This window comes from Acidicapsa acidisoli (assembly GCF_025685625.1).
Classification (GTDB): domain Bacteria; phylum Acidobacteriota; class Terriglobia; order Terriglobales; family Acidobacteriaceae; genus Acidicapsa; species Acidicapsa acidisoli.
This window is the reverse complement of record NZ_JAGSYI010000004.1, coordinates 66,458-81,792: the sequence shown is the minus strand read 5'-3', so window position 1 is coordinate 81,792 and position 15,335 is coordinate 66,458. Positions and strand designations below refer to the sequence as shown.

General features: G+C 57.5%; 16 protein-coding genes and 1 pseudogene. 6 read left to right on the top strand and 11 right to left on the bottom strand.

Annotated elements, in window-relative coordinates; translation table 11 throughout:
• Positions 1–197: 197 nt before the first annotated feature.
• The 5 genes and pseudogenes from OHL23_RS22380 to OHL23_RS22360 form a co-directional block, all read right to left on the bottom strand.
• Positions 198–1,445, bottom strand: a complete 1,248-nt coding sequence (locus OHL23_RS22380) for a type II toxin-antitoxin system HipA family toxin (protein WP_263354226.1) — start codon at positions 1,443–1,445, stop codon at positions 198–200.
• Positions 1,423–1,740 (bottom strand): helix-turn-helix domain-containing protein, encoded by a 318-nt coding sequence (locus OHL23_RS22375; protein WP_263354224.1) that lies wholly within the window; start codon positions 1,738–1,740, stop codon positions 1,423–1,425. Before OHL23_RS22375 ends, OHL23_RS22380 begins: the two co-directional genes overlap by 23 nt.
• 110 nt (positions 1,741–1,850) lie before the next feature.
• A pseudogene (locus tag OHL23_RS22370) lies at positions 1,851–2,129 on the bottom strand (HsdM family class I SAM-dependent methyltransferase); the annotation flags it as partial.
• A gap of 31 nt (positions 2,130–2,160) precedes the next feature.
• Complete coding sequence (locus tag OHL23_RS22365) at positions 2,161–2,358, bottom strand: hypothetical protein (protein ID WP_263354223.1); 198 nt, start codon at positions 2,356–2,358, stop codon at positions 2,161–2,163.
• Positions 2,355–2,654 (bottom strand): type I restriction-modification system subunit M N-terminal domain-containing protein, encoded by a 300-nt coding sequence (locus OHL23_RS22360; protein WP_263354785.1) that lies wholly within the window; start codon positions 2,652–2,654, stop codon positions 2,355–2,357. Before OHL23_RS22360 ends, OHL23_RS22365 begins: the two co-directional genes overlap by 4 nt.
• Positions 2,655–2,837: 183 nt before the next feature.
• On the opposite strand from OHL23_RS22360, the gene OHL23_RS22355 reads away from it, so the two are divergent.
• From OHL23_RS22355 to OHL23_RS29005, 6 genes are all read left to right on the top strand, one after another.
• A complete protein-coding gene (locus OHL23_RS22355; RefSeq protein WP_263354222.1) occupies positions 2,838–3,182 on the top strand; it encodes a helix-turn-helix domain-containing protein in 345 nt (114 codons plus the stop codon).
• The gene (locus OHL23_RS22350; protein WP_263354220.1) at positions 3,179–3,871 is read left to right on the top strand and encodes an ImmA/IrrE family metallo-endopeptidase; all 693 of its coding nucleotides are present in this window, start codon (positions 3,179–3,181) and stop codon (positions 3,869–3,871) included. Before OHL23_RS22355 ends, OHL23_RS22350 begins: the two co-directional genes overlap by 4 nt.
• Before the next feature lie 108 nt (positions 3,872–3,979).
• Complete coding sequence (locus OHL23_RS22345) at positions 3,980–4,345, top strand: multiubiquitin domain-containing protein (RefSeq protein ID WP_263354219.1); 366 nt, start codon at positions 3,980–3,982, stop codon at positions 4,343–4,345.
• The gene (locus OHL23_RS22340; RefSeq protein WP_263354218.1) at positions 4,320–4,721 is read left to right on the top strand and encodes an E2/UBC family protein; all 402 of its coding nucleotides are present in this window, start codon (positions 4,320–4,322) and stop codon (positions 4,719–4,721) included. Before OHL23_RS22345 ends, OHL23_RS22340 begins: the two co-directional genes overlap by 26 nt.
• Entirely contained in the window at positions 4,721–6,118 is a 1,398-nt protein-coding gene (locus OHL23_RS22335) for a ThiF family adenylyltransferase (protein ID WP_263354217.1), read from the top strand. Before OHL23_RS22340 ends, OHL23_RS22335 begins: the two co-directional genes overlap by 1 nt.
• Positions 6,115–6,486, top strand: coding sequence for a DUF6527 family protein (locus tag OHL23_RS29005; RefSeq protein ID WP_396127403.1), 372 nt, complete (start codon positions 6,115–6,117; stop codon positions 6,484–6,486). The genes OHL23_RS22335 and OHL23_RS29005 overlap by 4 nt, the downstream gene beginning before the upstream one ends.
• A 24-nt stretch (positions 6,487–6,510) precedes the next feature.
• On the opposite strand, the gene mobF is transcribed toward OHL23_RS29005, so the two are convergent.
• The 6 genes from mobF to OHL23_RS22305 all read right to left on the bottom strand — a co-directional run bounded on the left by mobF (position 6,511) and on the right by OHL23_RS22305 (position 14,573).
• Complete coding sequence (gene mobF, locus OHL23_RS22330) at positions 6,511–9,642, bottom strand: MobF family relaxase (protein ID WP_263354216.1); 3,132 nt, start codon at positions 9,640–9,642, stop codon at positions 6,511–6,513.
• 9 nt (positions 9,643–9,651) lie between these two features.
• Positions 9,652–11,745, bottom strand: coding sequence for a type IV secretion system DNA-binding domain-containing protein (locus OHL23_RS22325; RefSeq protein WP_263354215.1), 2,094 nt, complete (start codon positions 11,743–11,745; stop codon positions 9,652–9,654).
• The gene (locus OHL23_RS22320) at positions 11,742–12,122 is read right to left on the bottom strand and encodes a ribbon-helix-helix domain-containing protein (protein WP_263354214.1); all 381 of its coding nucleotides are present in this window, start codon (positions 12,120–12,122) and stop codon (positions 11,742–11,744) included. Before OHL23_RS22320 ends, OHL23_RS22325 begins: the two co-directional genes overlap by 4 nt.
• Positions 12,123–12,321: 199 nt before the next feature.
• Positions 12,322–12,636, bottom strand: coding sequence for a hypothetical protein (locus tag OHL23_RS22315; protein WP_263354213.1), 315 nt, complete (start codon positions 12,634–12,636; stop codon positions 12,322–12,324).
• 25 nt (positions 12,637–12,661) lie between these two features.
• Positions 12,662–13,621, bottom strand: coding sequence for a RepB family DNA primase (locus tag OHL23_RS22310; protein ID WP_263354212.1), 960 nt, complete (start codon positions 13,619–13,621; stop codon positions 12,662–12,664).
• Positions 13,608–14,573, bottom strand: a complete 966-nt coding sequence (locus OHL23_RS22305) for a CpaF family protein (protein ID WP_263354211.1) — start codon at positions 14,571–14,573, stop codon at positions 13,608–13,610. Before OHL23_RS22305 ends, OHL23_RS22310 begins: the two co-directional genes overlap by 14 nt.
• Positions 14,574–15,335: the final 762 nt, after the last annotated feature.

The following is a 15,335-nucleotide window of genomic DNA, read 5'->3' as shown; positions in this document are numbered from 1 at the left end:
TCGCGCGAAGAGATGTGGCCAGCCAACTTTCGACTTTCGCCCGCGTTTCTGCTCTATCCAATTGTATAGAGCAGCCGCCAGAAATGGCTGTGGTTTGAAGCTGAATCGTTTGCATGCACAAGGCTTCCATGGAGCAGATTTTGCCCAGTAGGCGGAGTCAAGAAGGCACTAGCATGGGAACTCGAAGTCTAAATCCGCTACTCCTTCATTAAGGGGACAGATTGCATGTGAGCAGTAATCTGGTGGCGTGTCTCCCGATCCAGCGGAAGTTCTCTCTGGAGCGTAGGCCAAAGGGTCATCATTCTCTCTGCCGTCTCACGAGCGGTTTCGAGCACCAGTTGCGTGGGAACCTGTGCCTTGCGGGCAAAGCGTTCCAGCAGTGCCAGATTCAGTTGAGTGCTGGCCTTTTCTTTGGCAATGGACAGAGCCAGCCGGTCGTCGGCAATATAACGCACAGTGGACACGAAATCATACGCCGGTGCCAGTTGCGTCGTGCGACCATCCCGATAGATAAGCGACCAGTTCTTCAGATGCATGTCGTTGTTTCCAACGATTGCGTTGAAGATCAGCCGTCGAATGAATTCCGTGAACTGGGCTTCATCGGTCAGGCGCCAGAGGTCAGAGGCCATATTGGTGTAGCTGTAGTTTTTGTATTTGGCCTCGGGGAACTGTCCGTAGACCTGGTTGAAGTCCTCAATATGGACACGCTTGCCTTTGGGTCCCCGATCGAATCGCTTGATGTAATAGGCATTCCCCTTCAACTGCGCCCACTGTGCGGGAATGCCGCGGATTTCGGCGAGCGGAACCAGCCCGATTTCGGGAACCTGTATGCCTACAGCCCGCGCGAATTCCATCATGGAATACTCATTCTCCGGCAGGCCGGGATAGGCCGGAGACGGTAGCTTGACAATCCAGTGTCCACCGACGCTGGAGGCCGGAATCGAGAGTTGGCGATGTGGATGACCGATAGCAGAGAGTTTCAACTGTACGCCAGCCAGAGAAAAACGCAGGACATCCCTGCCCGCACGGGTGCGCACCGTAGTAGGGTTCCTTTCCGTAGGCGGGAGAGTGCGACCTTCCACGTCGCGTACTTTGACAGCGCCGGGCAGATCATCGCCGAGGAGCCAGAGCAGGAAGAATTCACGCTGCGCGTTGATCTCGCCATGTTCGGCGATGTACTGCCGCAACTGCCCCTCGGGCAGAAGATTGGAAAAGAACGGCGGGAGCCTGCGTGTGACGGGCCGCACATTCGTGACGAGCTGGCGATACGCATCATAAAAGCTCAAACTCAGCAGGGGCCGATCTGTGGCGGCAATATAGGCCGCATCGAAGACAAAGAGGTTTTGGTCATTGGGCAGGTTGGTAAGGATGCCCACGACGGTGTTTTCGAGACTCACCTCCAGGACGGTGGGCCGATTCGCGCTATTCGTTTTCGTCTTCGGCATCTTCCGGTGTTCCGCCTACCAGCGGTAGGCTGTTTGCATCTGGGGCATTGGAACTCTCCTGACTCGTGGCATGTCCAACAAGGGCTTGAACCGCGGGTATCAGGCTCTTGGGAACGAGCATCGGCTCCAGTTCCAATACCCGTGCCATCTCCAACAGCGTGGAGAGCCGGAGGTCGCCGCCGCGTTCGATTCTGGAAACGGCGCTCTGTGGCTGCCCAATGCGGCTGCCAAGGCCGGATTGGGTAAGACCTTTGGCTTCACGCGCCTGCCGGATTTGATCCTGCATATATGCCATACGATATACCGCAAGCACAGAATATCATAAAACATATATTCAATGCGCGATTGCCATCTTTTAGATGGACTGTAGGGCGGCTCAGGCGCTCCTGCGATTCGTGCAGGAGCATCCGCGCACGGGTGGGAAGGGGCGGTTAGCGTGTCACCCGGCTTGATGTTCGCCACATCTTGCCCCTTGATGAGCATGTCCGCCTTGCAAATCGCATAGGACTCGTCATTCAGCTCCTGGCCGGATACGGTGAGCCGCGCATTTGGGTTGTGCTCATGCACCTACTCACCCGCGACAGAAAGCATTCCACCCGTGCCGGCAGTCGGGTCATAGATCGTTCGCACCACACCAGCCTTCGAGAGAACGTCGTTGTCCCCAGAAAAAATGAGGTTGACCATGAGCCGGATGACTTCGCGCGGCGTGAAATGTTCAGCAAGCCGTCTCGTTTGAGCGTTCAGCAAACCTCCGGATCAGGTCCTCGAAGCTGGTGCCCATGTCCGCATTGCTGGCCTGGTTAGGGTGCAGGTCGATCTTGCTGAACTTCTTGGTGACAAGGTAGAGCAGGTCAGCGTTCGCGAGCCGGTCGATCTGCACTTCCAACTTGAACCGGTCGAAGATGTCTTTCACGTTCGGCGAAAAGCCGTGGAGGTAAGCCGCAAGATTGGCGGGACATTGCCTTGGTCACCGATGATGGATCTCAAATCCATCGGCCACATGTTGTAAAATGTGGCGCCGGAGGCGCGGGTCAGGAACGGGTTAACGCTGGCACCGCTGGATCCCCGCTTCGCCGCCTCTTTGAGCACAGCCTGCTTCGTGGGCTCAAGTACGCAGTCCATACGGCGCAGAACCGTAAACGCCAGAATGACTTGGCCGTACTCGTGCGGCTTGTATTTGCCACGTAGCAAGTCCGCCACGGACCATATGAAAGAGGAAAGATTCGACCTCGAATGTTACCGCGTCTGACCTGGGCAAGGTCATTATGGCGTCGGGACACGCAGCATTTTCACCCGGAGGCAAGGGATAAGGACGGTGAAGGCCGATGGAACAACGTAACGAAACAGTGACGAGGGTTGCCAACTCCTCTGTTAGCTGCGTAAGCTGACGTAATGGAAACCTTTGGAGCATACATACGTTTCCTTCGAGAAAAGAAGGACATCTCGCTTCGGGAGCTGGCGCGACGGTTACGAGCCTCAGCAGCATTCGTTTCAGATATTGAACTTGGTCGGAGGTATCCGTCCGAGGACGTGCTTAGGCACTTGGCTGAGGAGTTGGGGGCTACTGTTGAGGAGCTAATGAAGCGCGATCCGAGGCCGCCGGTCGAAGAGATGAAGCGACTCGCGGAATCGAATCCTGCCTTTGGGCTTGCTTTTAGAACTCTGCTAGACAAGGAGGTCAGTGCAGATGATCTTCTCGAACTTGCAAAGAACCGCCCGACGCGAGGTAAGCCGTGAAAGTTCGCAAGAGCGCAGGGCGCGGCCCGTTCCGGGAACAACCCTTTTTCAAGCCAATCGAGATTGAGAACATTTGCGAAGAAGCTCTGCGAAAAGTGGAACTCATGCCTTCCAGTGCAGAGCCTATCCGAATTGAACGCTTCATCGAAAAGCGATTTGGGTTGACCCCCGAGTACAGCGCTCTGCCAGCGGGAATCCTAGGGTATACGATTTTCGGATCGAACGGCCCTTCAGCAATGGTCATTGCTCAGATGCTGGCAGATGCCGGGACAGTGGTCGCGGAACGTCGTATCAATACAACTCTCGCCCATGAGGCTGGGCACTGTCTGCTGCACAGCCATCTTTTCGCCTTGGCTGACATGCCCCTCGACCTATTTCGAGATGAAGAGGTGCACACAGACAAGCCTAAGATCCTTTGCCGAGATGTTCCGGTAGGTGCCTACGATGGCAAATGGTGGGAGTTCCAGGCAAATGCCGCCATCGGTCCTCTTCTGATGCCGGCTGGGCTCGTTACGGAAGTTGTTGAGGGTTGGTTAGAGAGGGGCGGGTTGCTAGGAATCCCCCAAATTCCTTTAACGGCGCGTGTCGCAGCGGCGCAAGCGGTTTCGACGCAGTTTGACGTAAATCCGGTCGCAGCGAAGATTCGGTTGGAGCAGCTTTTTCCCAAAACAAACCAGACTTTACTGTGATCCGCTTGCAAATGTACGCTCTGTATGCTTACATAGCATGCAGAGGTGCTTATGGAATCGGAATCGGAGATCGGTCGTTCCCACGATTCTCAAGAGGAGATCGTGGTCGTGGAGAAAATTGTCACCCGAGAGGGTGACGTAACCGAAGTTCTCATCGTCGAGGAGATCATCGACCTTGAGGTCTACGCGAAGCAAGGCAAGAAGGCACCACATGCGAAGGGCTACCGCATTCGCATCGACCGCGAGTACAAGGAAGTGCATGTTCCGGAGATGACCGGACGCCAAATTTTGGCGCTGGTTGGCAAGACCCCGGAGAAGTACCTCCTGTCGCAGAAACTGCACGGCGGTCAAGTCGTCCCCGTGGGCGCTGACCAGATTGTCGATTTTCGTCACCATATCATCGAACGCTTCCAGACGCTGGCGCTGGACCCGACCGAGGGAGGTGGCGATGCGTCGAGACTTCGTGTTGGGTGAAGATGACACCGAATCCTTAGCGGCGTCGGGTCACGTCTACGACACGATCGCGGAGGGCGCGGCAAAATGGGTGGTCCTGCGGGGATTTTCAATCCCCGCAGGCTATAACGTCGCTGTTGCGGATGCCGCGGTCCGGTTGGGGCCTTCCTATCCCGATGAACCAATCGACATGGTTTACTTCTATCCGTCCCTTGCGCTACTAAGCAACCGGCACATAGGAGCAACCCAAGGAGCGATCACCCTAGAAGGTAAGCGATACCAGCAATGGTCACGGCACCGGACTGCGGCGAATCCGTGGCGTCCCGGATTGGACTCGATCTGCACCCACCTTCTACAGGTGACAACCTGGCTTGAGCGCGAATTGGGGAAGGGCTAATGAAGACCAAGCTGCGGATGACGCAGTCTCAGCACGGGCTACTCGAACGTCACCTGTTTCCGGGCGACGGGCTAGAAGCCGTTGCGGTGGCTCTTTGCGGCCGCCGCAACGGTAAGAACGACCACATATTGACAGTTCTCAAAATTGAACCGATTCCGTATCAGGACTGCAAGGTAAGAACTCCTACCCGCGTTACGTGGTCAACCGAAAGACTCGTGCCTCTTCTTTTGGAGGCTGCGAAGAAGGACCTCGCAATTCTCAAGGTACACAGTCATCCTGGCGGCTATGAGTCCTTTTCAGCAACCGACGATGAATCGGATATCGACCTGTTCAGTTCAATCTATGGGTGGACGGACAGCAGCTCCCCACAGTGCAGTGCGGTCATGTTGCCGGGAGGGAGGCTCTTTGGGCGAGCCATTCAAGCCGATGGTTCATTTAGCGCTCTCGAATCAATCCTTGTACCTGGTGATGATCTTCGGATATGGATGAGCCAAGAAGGCGTCAAACTTCCCGCTTTTGTTCAACGTCATGCGCAACTTTTTGGCTCGGGAACAACCCAGCGTGTGCGAGGTATGTCGGCTGCTGTCATCGGCTGTTCCGGCACTGGTAGCCCACTCATCGAGCAATTGGCACGACTTGGCTTTGGTCGCCTCGTCCTGCTAGACCCGGACGTAATCGAGATGAAGAATCTTAATCGCATCATGAACTCGTCTCTGGAGGATGCGTACCTCCAGAGGCCAAAGGTGCAGGTGATCGCGTCTGCTATTGCTCGGATGGGGTTCGGAACGGAAGTCGAAATCATTGCGGATAGCTTGTTGACTGCTCGGGCTGTCAAGGCTGTGGCTGGTTGCGATGTCGTTTTTGGATGCATGGATAGTGTTGAGGGCCGTCACGTTCTTAACAGACTGTGTGCCTACTACACGCTCCCATACTTCGATGTTGGAGTGAAGCTGAAGGCCGACGGTTTAGGTGGCATTGAAGAGGCTTGCGGGGCGGTCCACTACGTCAGACCAGATGGTTCAAGCTTGCTTGACCGTCACGTTTATACTCTCGATCAACTTCGATCAGAGGGGCTAAAACGGACTGACCCGGAAGCATACATAGAACAAGTGAAAGCCGGCTATATTCACGGAGTCAAAGAAGATCGTCCCGCCGTTATCAGCATCAATACTCAAATGGCAAGCATAGCTGTGAATGAACTATTGGCCCGCCTTCATCCGTATCGACTCGATCCAAATTCTGAGTCGGCAATCGTACGCGTCAGTTTTGTTGATGGAGCGACCTATCGGCAGCCGGATGGCGTATCTGGCGGCCTGTTCACAAAAGGAATTGGACGAGGCGATGTGGAGCCATTATTAAATATGCCTGAGCTTGGGGATATCAGGAGCGATCAATGATTTGGCTGCTAAACCTATGGCGCCGGCTTCGGAGGCGATTTTCTAGGGCCGAGCCTGGAGTCATTTCCAGTTTGCCGGCCAGAGAAGAGCCTTCGTATTGCTTGGTGTTCGTCGAAGATATGCCGGATGAATTGACACCCTATCGACTTTACGTTGCTGGAGAGGCTGGCAACTATTGGGCCGCAGCCCTCATTTGCCCATGTGGGTGCGAGGCGGTTATTCGGCTCAATTTACTTCGCCAGGTCAGACCATGCTGGAAAACACAGGAACATGATGACGGAACCGTAAGTCTAAGTCCCTCTGTCTGGCGGCAGCATGGCTGTCGGAGCCACTTCTTTTTGCGACATGGGAAGATTGAATGGTGTTGAAGAGTCTCCAGGAAGCGAAAGCACTCACATGCCGATTCCATGTTCATTACCAATGCCGACTGCCGACGATTGGACTTGGCTGTTCTCAGCTTCCGAAAGACCCGCGGAATGGCCAGCGTGATCAAGGGCGTTCTCCCGTAAGAGGGGCTGTCCTTGGCGGTCATAGAACTGGCCTTGCGGGTCGATATGAAGCCATCCGCCATTCTGATTGTGCTGGTAGCTCTGGATGTCGCCGGTCTCCCGCTTCCATTCGTATCCAGTGGCTTCATTGGGAAGCGCAGTCTGGATCGGCGCGTAGTGCCGGAAGTCGATCTCGTTCGGCGTAGGCAACTTGTCGGCTGCCTGATTCTGAGTGTCATGCTGGTGCTGTCGTCTTTGTTCTTCGAGGGTCTGTTCTTTCGCGTTATCCACGGTCTCCTCCTTCGATTGGGGTTGGTGGGCCTGTGTTTCGTTCTTTGGTCTCGCGACTTCGACAGCGGAGGCTTTGCTGATGTCGGTACTGAGGCACTCGGCGAGCGTTGTCGCGTCGTTCGTGTAGATTCGCGCGTCTTCGGACGCGCGAGAGACGGACACATAGGCGAATCGGGTATTGATGAGTTCCGGGTGAGCTGTCGTGTCCATATTAACCAGGACTCGATCCGTTGTGAGTCCCTGAGAACTATGCGACGTAACGGCGTAGCCGTGGTCGAAGTGCCGCATCTCGGAGGTGTCGAATGTCAGGGGCCGGGCCTTATCGCCATCCATGCGGACAGTCATGCTGGTGCCGTCGATGCGCTCCACCGTGCCCAGATCGCGGTTCTTGATGTCCATGTCGGGCTTGCTGACGGTGAACTGGAGACGGTCGCCTTCGGCAAAGTCCCTGGTGATTTCTCGGTACGCGGCGATGCCATGCAGCCGCTTGGGATCGTAGGTAACTTGTTGGCCGTCCCACTGTTCGACCGTGAGCTGGTTCGCTTTGGGATCTGTGGAGACGACGGTGGCGTAGGTGCCGCGCTCAATGCCAAGTTCCTTGCTGCCACGGGTGTAATAGAGAACGTCGGCGGGCTGGTAGAGCGCGGCCCAGTTGCGGTCGGCGCTGGTCAACTCCGAACGCTGTGTAAGAACGGTCATTGCGTGATTGTCTTTGGATAGAGCGCCGCTGTCCTGCAACTCGGCGCGGATGGCATCGTTGATGTCGCGGCGGCTGACGTTGTCGGGCGCGACTACCAGTGTGTTCTCCGGGTGTGCAACATAATCCCTGGCGATGGCCTCGATGCGTTGCTGGCGGTCGGGAATCTCGGTAATGCGGCCTTGCTGCTGAAGAATTTGAATGCCGGTGGCCGTCTCGTTGCGAGAGAGATGTTCGACGGCGCGTAGCAGTTCCGGGTCTTTCTGGCGCACAATCTGGTCGAGCCGGGTGGTCCGCATTCCGGCCTCCTGCATCTGCTCGAAGGGCTTTCCGGCATCGACGCCCTGGTGTTGCCGGGTGTCCCCAATGAGTAAAACTCGGTCCTGTGGCCCGATCTTTTCGAGAAACGCTTGCATCTGCCGGGTGCTGGCAAGACTGGATTCGTCGAGCATATAAAGGTGCCGGACATTTGGGTCTCCCGCGTTTCGCCCGACGCCGCCACGGGCTAGAAAACCTTGCAAGGTGTCGGCCTGAATGCCAGCATCGCGAAGCTGGCCGGCTGCTCGACTTGTGGGAGCGAAGCCCTCGACGGCGTATCCGTTCCGTTCCGCGCCCTCGCGGATGGCCTCAAGGGTCGTGGTCTTGCCACTGCCCGCCAACCCCTGCAGCCCGTGTATCCGGTCCCGGGAGGTGAGAACTTCCTCGATGGCTTTTTGTTGTGCCGGGTTCAGGAGCTCGCGAGTGCGGGAATGGGGGGCGGTATCCTCTTGCCGCATGATCGGCTCGACCGCGTGCTGGCCTTGCTGCATGTGCTTGATGGTCGCAAGCTCTTCGGCAATGGCCTCGCGGGTTGTGAATGTCCGCCCAGTGTCGTGCTTCTGGCTGGGGGCACGCTGGAACTCCCCGGTGGCTTCCCGTTGTTCGAAGTTGTCGCGTACCTGGCTGTAAGTAAGGTTGCCCATGCCGCGCCGCAGGGCGTCGCGCATGATGTCTCGTTCATCGGTTACGGCCTCACGCTCGAAATTGCGGCTCTTGGCGAAAGTGACAGCTTCCTGAACCCGCTCGGGCGAGTTCGGATGTGGCGTCTGCTCGACGCTATTCACCCGGAGTCGCGCCTCTTGGACGACGCTATCGGCCTGATTGCCGAACTCGGCCGCAACCTGCCGGTGGGCTGCCAATACCTCGGAGGGTGTGTGAATCTCTTTCTTGTCGCGAGTGGAGTGGGCAGCGATTTGCGCCGCCTCCGGCCCGGCGAATCCGCTCTTTTCGAGGTACTCGCGAATCTGTTGGCTACGCGGGCTGGAGGCGTCGAGGTACTCCTGCGTATAGCCTTTGATCTCGGGCGCTCCGCTTATCCCCGGCGTAATTTCGTACCCCAACAGTGAGAGTCGATACATCAGCTCGGATTGGTAGACAGCAGTCGCAAACTGCTGGCTGTCGAAGTAGCTCTGGGGTTGAATGGCGCGGGTGGAACCATCCGCTCGTTCGGTCATATTGAAGATGACGGCGTGAGTGTGGAGCTGAGGGGCGGCATAGCCATCGACTGGACGCGCGGTGTCGTGCTCGAACTTGGCAGCGATGAACTTCCCGGTGGTCTCGGCGGCGTGATTACCGCCGATCCTCGCCTGGGTGTACCGCTCCAATTCCGTGAGGGCGGTTGTCACCGCCTGCCGATGGGCCTCGCGGACCCGGTCGTCGCCGCCTACCAACGCGGTCAACGACACCGACTTTGGCGCTGAAAAGGTGGCGTCCCAACCGGCACGGTGCTCGACGGGCTTCACTGTGGTTCCGTCAGCGGTCGTGTACTCCTGGCCGGTGCGGTGCCGCACCAACTGCTCGCCCGTAAGGGGATTCTGGCCCTCGCTGAGGCGTGCGAAGTGCTCGGCGTCGATGGCCCCGGCAAGGCCGTACCGCTCAGCCATCCGGCCCTGCCATTCCCCGAGGATGGTGTCGCCTTGCTTCCAATAGTTCTGTTCGGCGGACATGAACTCTTTGGCGTGATAGGTCTGCGCCTGGCTGGAACTGAGCGGTTTGGAGATGGTCAGCATGAGGCGATCTCAGAGACGCATCGGCTGTGGGTCGGCTACCGGAATATCCTCTTCATGACCATCCTCCGAGCCATCGGGATCGGGGTCACTCGCCGGGACTTCGGGCTGCATTGGCGAGTGTGCCTCTTTCTTGCCTTCGTCATTCTTCATAACGGCAGGCTGAGGCTCTACCCGCGGAGCGGTTGCTTTTGCCCCTGACGATGGGGGCACGGAAGCCTCCAAGTCGGTAGCCGGTTTGACTGGTGCCGACGCTTTCGGCGCAAGCGTCTTTGGATCGAAGGGCAGTTCGTCGTCCTCCACCTTGCGCGGCAAAAATGCTGGTGTCGTCTGAGGCACGTCCATGTACTCGAAATCAAAGCGGGCAACGTTGTTGCCCAGCTTGAGAAAGGCATGGCGGTTTTCAAGGCCGGAGATTTCAGAGTCCATTACCAAGGGTTCGATCTGACGGTCTACGGCGAAGTTCCTGCCCGAGCGGGAGCCGTCGAAGTGCGTTTCCTTCATGCGTTCGATCTCGACCTTGCCGATGGCGTTCGACACCCATTCGGCGGCCTTCGGCTCCGTGGTTTTCAGGAATATCTTGGTGGCCGGCTGCGAGAGCATGACCTCGGCGAGGTGTCCATAGATGACCTCCAACTGGGCTTTGCCCTGAAATCCGAGAACGAGCGGGTTCTTGGATTTCCGGTTTTCGGTAATGGCGGTATGGAGTTGAGGCAGCCGTTGCAGGCTGGCAAGCTCGTCCAAAACGAACCATACCGGAGTCTGTTTGTCCTGCGGCGCGGTCAGCAACCGCATCACGAGTAGGTCGATCCAAAGGCTATGCAGCGGCCTCAGCGCTTCGCGCTCGGTCGGGCTGGACGTAATGAAGATCCATCCTTTTCGGCTGACGGCCCACTCGGTTGCGCTCCATGTTTTGTTCTTTGCCTGCTGCTTCGTCGGCAGCATACGGAGGCTGTCGGCGACCAGGCCGAGCGAGGCCAGAACGCCGTTGCGCTGCTGCTGCGCTCCCTTGGCAATCATGGCCTCCATCTCGGTGCCCTGCACCCGCTTGTCGATCTCCGCGGGCTTCGAGAGCCATTCCACGAGCTGCTGCGGATTCGGCCCGTAGGTCAAGAGATGCGCAAATATCTTCTGCGGAGTTTCGGTAAAGAACTCGCCCTTTTTGTCGCTGGTCGGCTGGTAAAGCGAAGCCGCGATGGCCTTCGCTTCCGCCTTCCGGCGCAACTCTTCGGACGGTCCCCAGTAGGGGCACCGCTCATCCAACGGGTTCAGCACGATGTCCTCGCGCTTCTCGTCGTAGAACCTCTGGATGAACTCGCAGGCCGGGTCGTACACGATGGCCGCATGGCCCCGGCTCTGAATCTGACGGAGAACTTGCATGATAAGTGTCGTCTTGCCGGCCCCTGTGTCGCCCATCAGTTCGATGTGCTGCGCTTCGGCTTGCAGCGGTATCCGCATCATCTCTTTGGCTTCGGTGGTGACGAAGCCGATGCCGTCGCCGTTCACCGTCTTGTTGAACTGCCTCGGGGTGAGCAGGACGGGGCCTTTGAGCCGACGCCCGTACTTCAGTTCTTTTCGGCGGCGGATGTCCTTGCGGATGGAGAACGGGAGCTGAGCGAGCAGCGACAGGAGGCCGAAGAGAAGCGGAAGCTGGTAGATGTCGCGGAGCTGTTCACCGCCGAAAACCGCACTGCGAAGATAGGCGCTGAGGGGCGCATCGAAGTAACTCTGCGCGGGGCCGCGATATAGTATGCGAAGCCCTTGAGCGGCTGCTTGGCTCGATAAGGCGAGCGGTACGGGCTTGCCGTTGGACTCGGCGGTCGTTCCCGCCTGCACGTCTGCTTCGGTCGCCAGCCGCGCGGCCCCCGCTCCGTCGCCAACATAAAGTAGCTGGTACTTGTCCCTCTTGTTGAACGCTTCGCCCGCCGCGCTCCTTGCGTAGATCGGCGTGTAGAACCGCTGCAATGGAGTCTGACCTCGGCTGAACCGGAGGTAGACGAACATGCCCGTCAGTATCAGCGCGAAGAAGACTGCGCCGTAAGTGTAGATCGGCGAATGCGGCGGGAAGATGACGGTCTCTTTGCGGCCCCATTTTGGTGTATTCATCCTGCACGCTCCAGGTCTTGCAGCGCGTCTTCGGCGACGCTGCGTTTGCGTCTCTTGACCTCGGCAACCATGTTGTCGAAGGCTTCGGGAGTGAGCTTTTGGCCGGTGGCGAGTGGCCGGAAGAGGTTGGTCAACATCAGACGAATGCCCATGATCTCGGTAAGCTCCGTGCTGGCGGGTACGGAACCGGAGTCGCGGGCAAGCTCGTCAAGGATGAGCTTGCGGATGAGTTCGCCCCGCTGCAGGCCCCGCGACCGCGCGAGCCGTTCGACCGAATCCACTTCGCTCGGACTCAGTTTTGTGGTAACGCCACGCAAGCGGTAGCCCGCTCGCTTCTGGGCGTCGGTAGCAATTTGTGCATCGTCTAGGAGCTTCATCGTTCCTCCCTCACTCGTGGTGTCCCTGGGTGTCCCCGAAGTGTCCGTAGGGACACCTGCTGCCTATAAATCATTGGTTTTGTTCGCCTGCCTTCAAGTGCCATCAAGTGTCCCTGGCACGACCCTCGGAGGGGTGGAGTATCAACATTGTTCCGGTGCGGAGCACCGTGCCCGCTCCACCCCGGAATTCGATGGAGAATCATGCCTTCAATGTCCGAACAGATTCTGTGGGTTCCGCCACGGCAACGGGCCTTCTTGCAGGCTGCTCCGGCGCATCATTGCTGGCGGCTTTACGGATGCGCAGAGTGGACGTGACATGCCTGGATTGCGGCGTCTTGAGGAAGTCCTGAAAGTCGCGATCTTTCGAGAACACGTAGTTGAGCGCCTTATCCACCACGTCATCAGCGGACGCATGGATGAAGGTGGCGTATTGATCCACCTGGGTTGCGGTGCCTTCGTCGAGCCGGACAGATGCGCTGATCTGGCGGGTTTGATTGATCTCAAGTAACGGCATATTGGTTCTCCTTTGAGCGTTGGAATCAAGCTGTCCTTCTACGAGCGATCATGCGCTGCGCAGTATGAGCGATCTCCCGAGCACGAGCGGAGCAAAGTGCGGCGGGAATCTCGAAGCTGCGGCGGTGTTCAAGCATGGCGATTACATCCGCAATGAGTGCGCCTTCGATCAGCCAGAGCTTGGCCGAGGCGACATCGACCGTCCGTTGCGCGTAGTAGAGAGGATTGGGCTTATCGGATCGACATGAAGCTAACGCGAGCGTGAGTTTGGCAGCGTCTTTTCCCAGCGCCAGTTCATGCTGGACCCACGCCCAATCGTGCTCGGAATGTGTCCGATTTCCCTGATGCTTTTGCCGCGCGATGCCATCCAGCGGGAGGACGGTGTCGGGCGCTGCCATATCGAGTCGAAAGTCGCTTGGATTCGATATTGAATTGCAGGTGTATTCGACCGTGACTGGATGCGACGGAATGTACTTGCAATTGAAGAATCCGGGCAGGCGCAGGACACGGTTGCAGTCGGTGCAAGCAGGATCGCCGCCATAGGCGACGGAAAGCAGCTTGAGGGTGCTTTCCTGCATGGAGAAGTCGAACCCTTCGACGCGCCAAAGCACCTGATATTTGCCGGGGGAAGTCGAGAGGATTGCGGTCGGCGTGGGAACGGCGTCGGATGCCCGGAGCGCAGCGAGCCGGGCGTCGCCATCCGAATCTAAATCCAGATAGAGGTGCCGAACTTCAGCGATGCTCTCTTTGGTGCGCTTGCGGCTGCAGGAGCGAAGCGGATTGGCAGCCACGTATATGTTTGCACCGGAGGCGTTCTCATGCGCGAGCCAGCAGAGGTAGCGAGGCGTAAGCGCGCACTCCAGAGGGACGATCCGCTGGAATGTGACGGCGGGATTCTGACGGCGCAGCAGGAGCGCAATCGTCTCGCCCGGTGCGAAGCCACGGGTGAGGAAGGCGGCGGCGATCCGCGATCTATGCTGAGGCATGTTGCACCTCGAAGACCGGCTCAATCAGGAACCGTTTCGTGTCGCGGTCATATCCATGTAGTGCCAGCACTTCCCGGATGATGCGGCGGCCTGGCTGACGCTCTACATGCACGACGAAATCGACGGCTTCGCCGATCTCCGCTTCGATATCCGAGAAAGTCGTCTGCGCGTGGTTGCGCATGACCAGATTGGCAAAGCGATGCAGAGCTTTCTCGGCAGAATTGGCATGGATGGTGGCGAGAGAACCGGAGTGGCCGGTGTTCAAGGAATCGAGCAGCGTCCGCGCCTCGATTCCGCGCACTTCGCCCAGGATGATCCGATCCGGTCTCCAGCGGAGAGCGGACTTCAGAAGATCATCGAATGAGATGCTGGCCTTGAAAGTATCGGTCTGGCATTCGACGGGGAGAATATTGGGCTTCTGTATATGAAGCTCGGAGGTGTCCTCGATGACAACGATGCGCTCATGCTCCGGGATGAAATCCGCCAATATCCGCAGTAATGTCGTCTTGCCGGTCCCAGTTCCGCCGCTGATGACCAGCGTCTTTCCGCTGCGAATCTGCTCGGCCAGGAGGTCCGCGAGTGGCCGCGTCAGCGTACCGCGAGCGATCAGGTCATCGACCGTGTAATGGCGACTGGTGAACTTGCGAATAGTCACTGCGGGAGAGGGACGCACAACCGGAGGAATGACCGCCGCAAGGCGGCTTCCATCCGGGAGTTGCGCGTGCAGGACTGGGTTGTCTTCATCAAGCCGCTTGCCAAGCTGATTGGCGATCACTTCGAGGCCGGTGCGAAGCTTGCCGGCGTCGAAGGAGATGCTCTCCTCCTGACGTATGATCCCGTCGCGCTCGTACCACCATGAGGCGTCTGGATTGCCCATGATCTCGCTGATACTTTCATCCATGAGGAGCGACTCGATGGGCCGTAGAAATGGGAGTATAAGATCAAAGCACATGGAAAAGACTCCTTCACACTCAGAGACAGTAGAATTCGACACGTTGATGAAGTTCCGGCGGTACTTCACAACACATCCAGATCCATCGTTTAGAAGGCGATATCCAGGACGTCTCGAGTCTTTGGATTTCGGCGATGTGGTTTTGAACGATGCGATCTCCACATTTCGGAACGCTATTAACGAGCGCCACGACGCCAATTGGCCCAAGATTCAAGCAGCAGATGACATCACCGGGATTCACCTGGACTATATTGAGTCCAAAGAGAGCAATGCTTTCGCCTTCTATGTTGACGATCTGGCTTGCATCGCGATCACAGAAGCGGCGGTCAACAGAGTCCTTCATATCACCCAAAGTATGGCGGTTACGCCTGGGATCTGGGCACAGTTGGGGATTGGCAAGCCGGACGATCTCAGTCGATTGGCGAGTGCTTTGTTTTCTACAATCATGCAGGTTCTGACCAGCCATGAAACAGGCCACATATTCCATGGTCACTGTTATGAGACCGCGCGCTCTTTGCCGCTCGTGGAAGCGGCAGAAAACGCTGCTCCGTGCTTCACGTATAACGTTGAAAACAGCCTCAGATTGCAGGCAATGGAAGTAGAAGCCGACGGCTATTGCGCCCACATGCTGATCAAGAATCTCTTCGACGGAATAATGGGCAAGTCTCTTGCCGACTTCTTGGCAACTAAGCTTCCTGAAGAAGAGTTCATCATGACTTTCTTGCTGCTGGCTATAGGTGGACTGTTTTACCTCTGGGCACC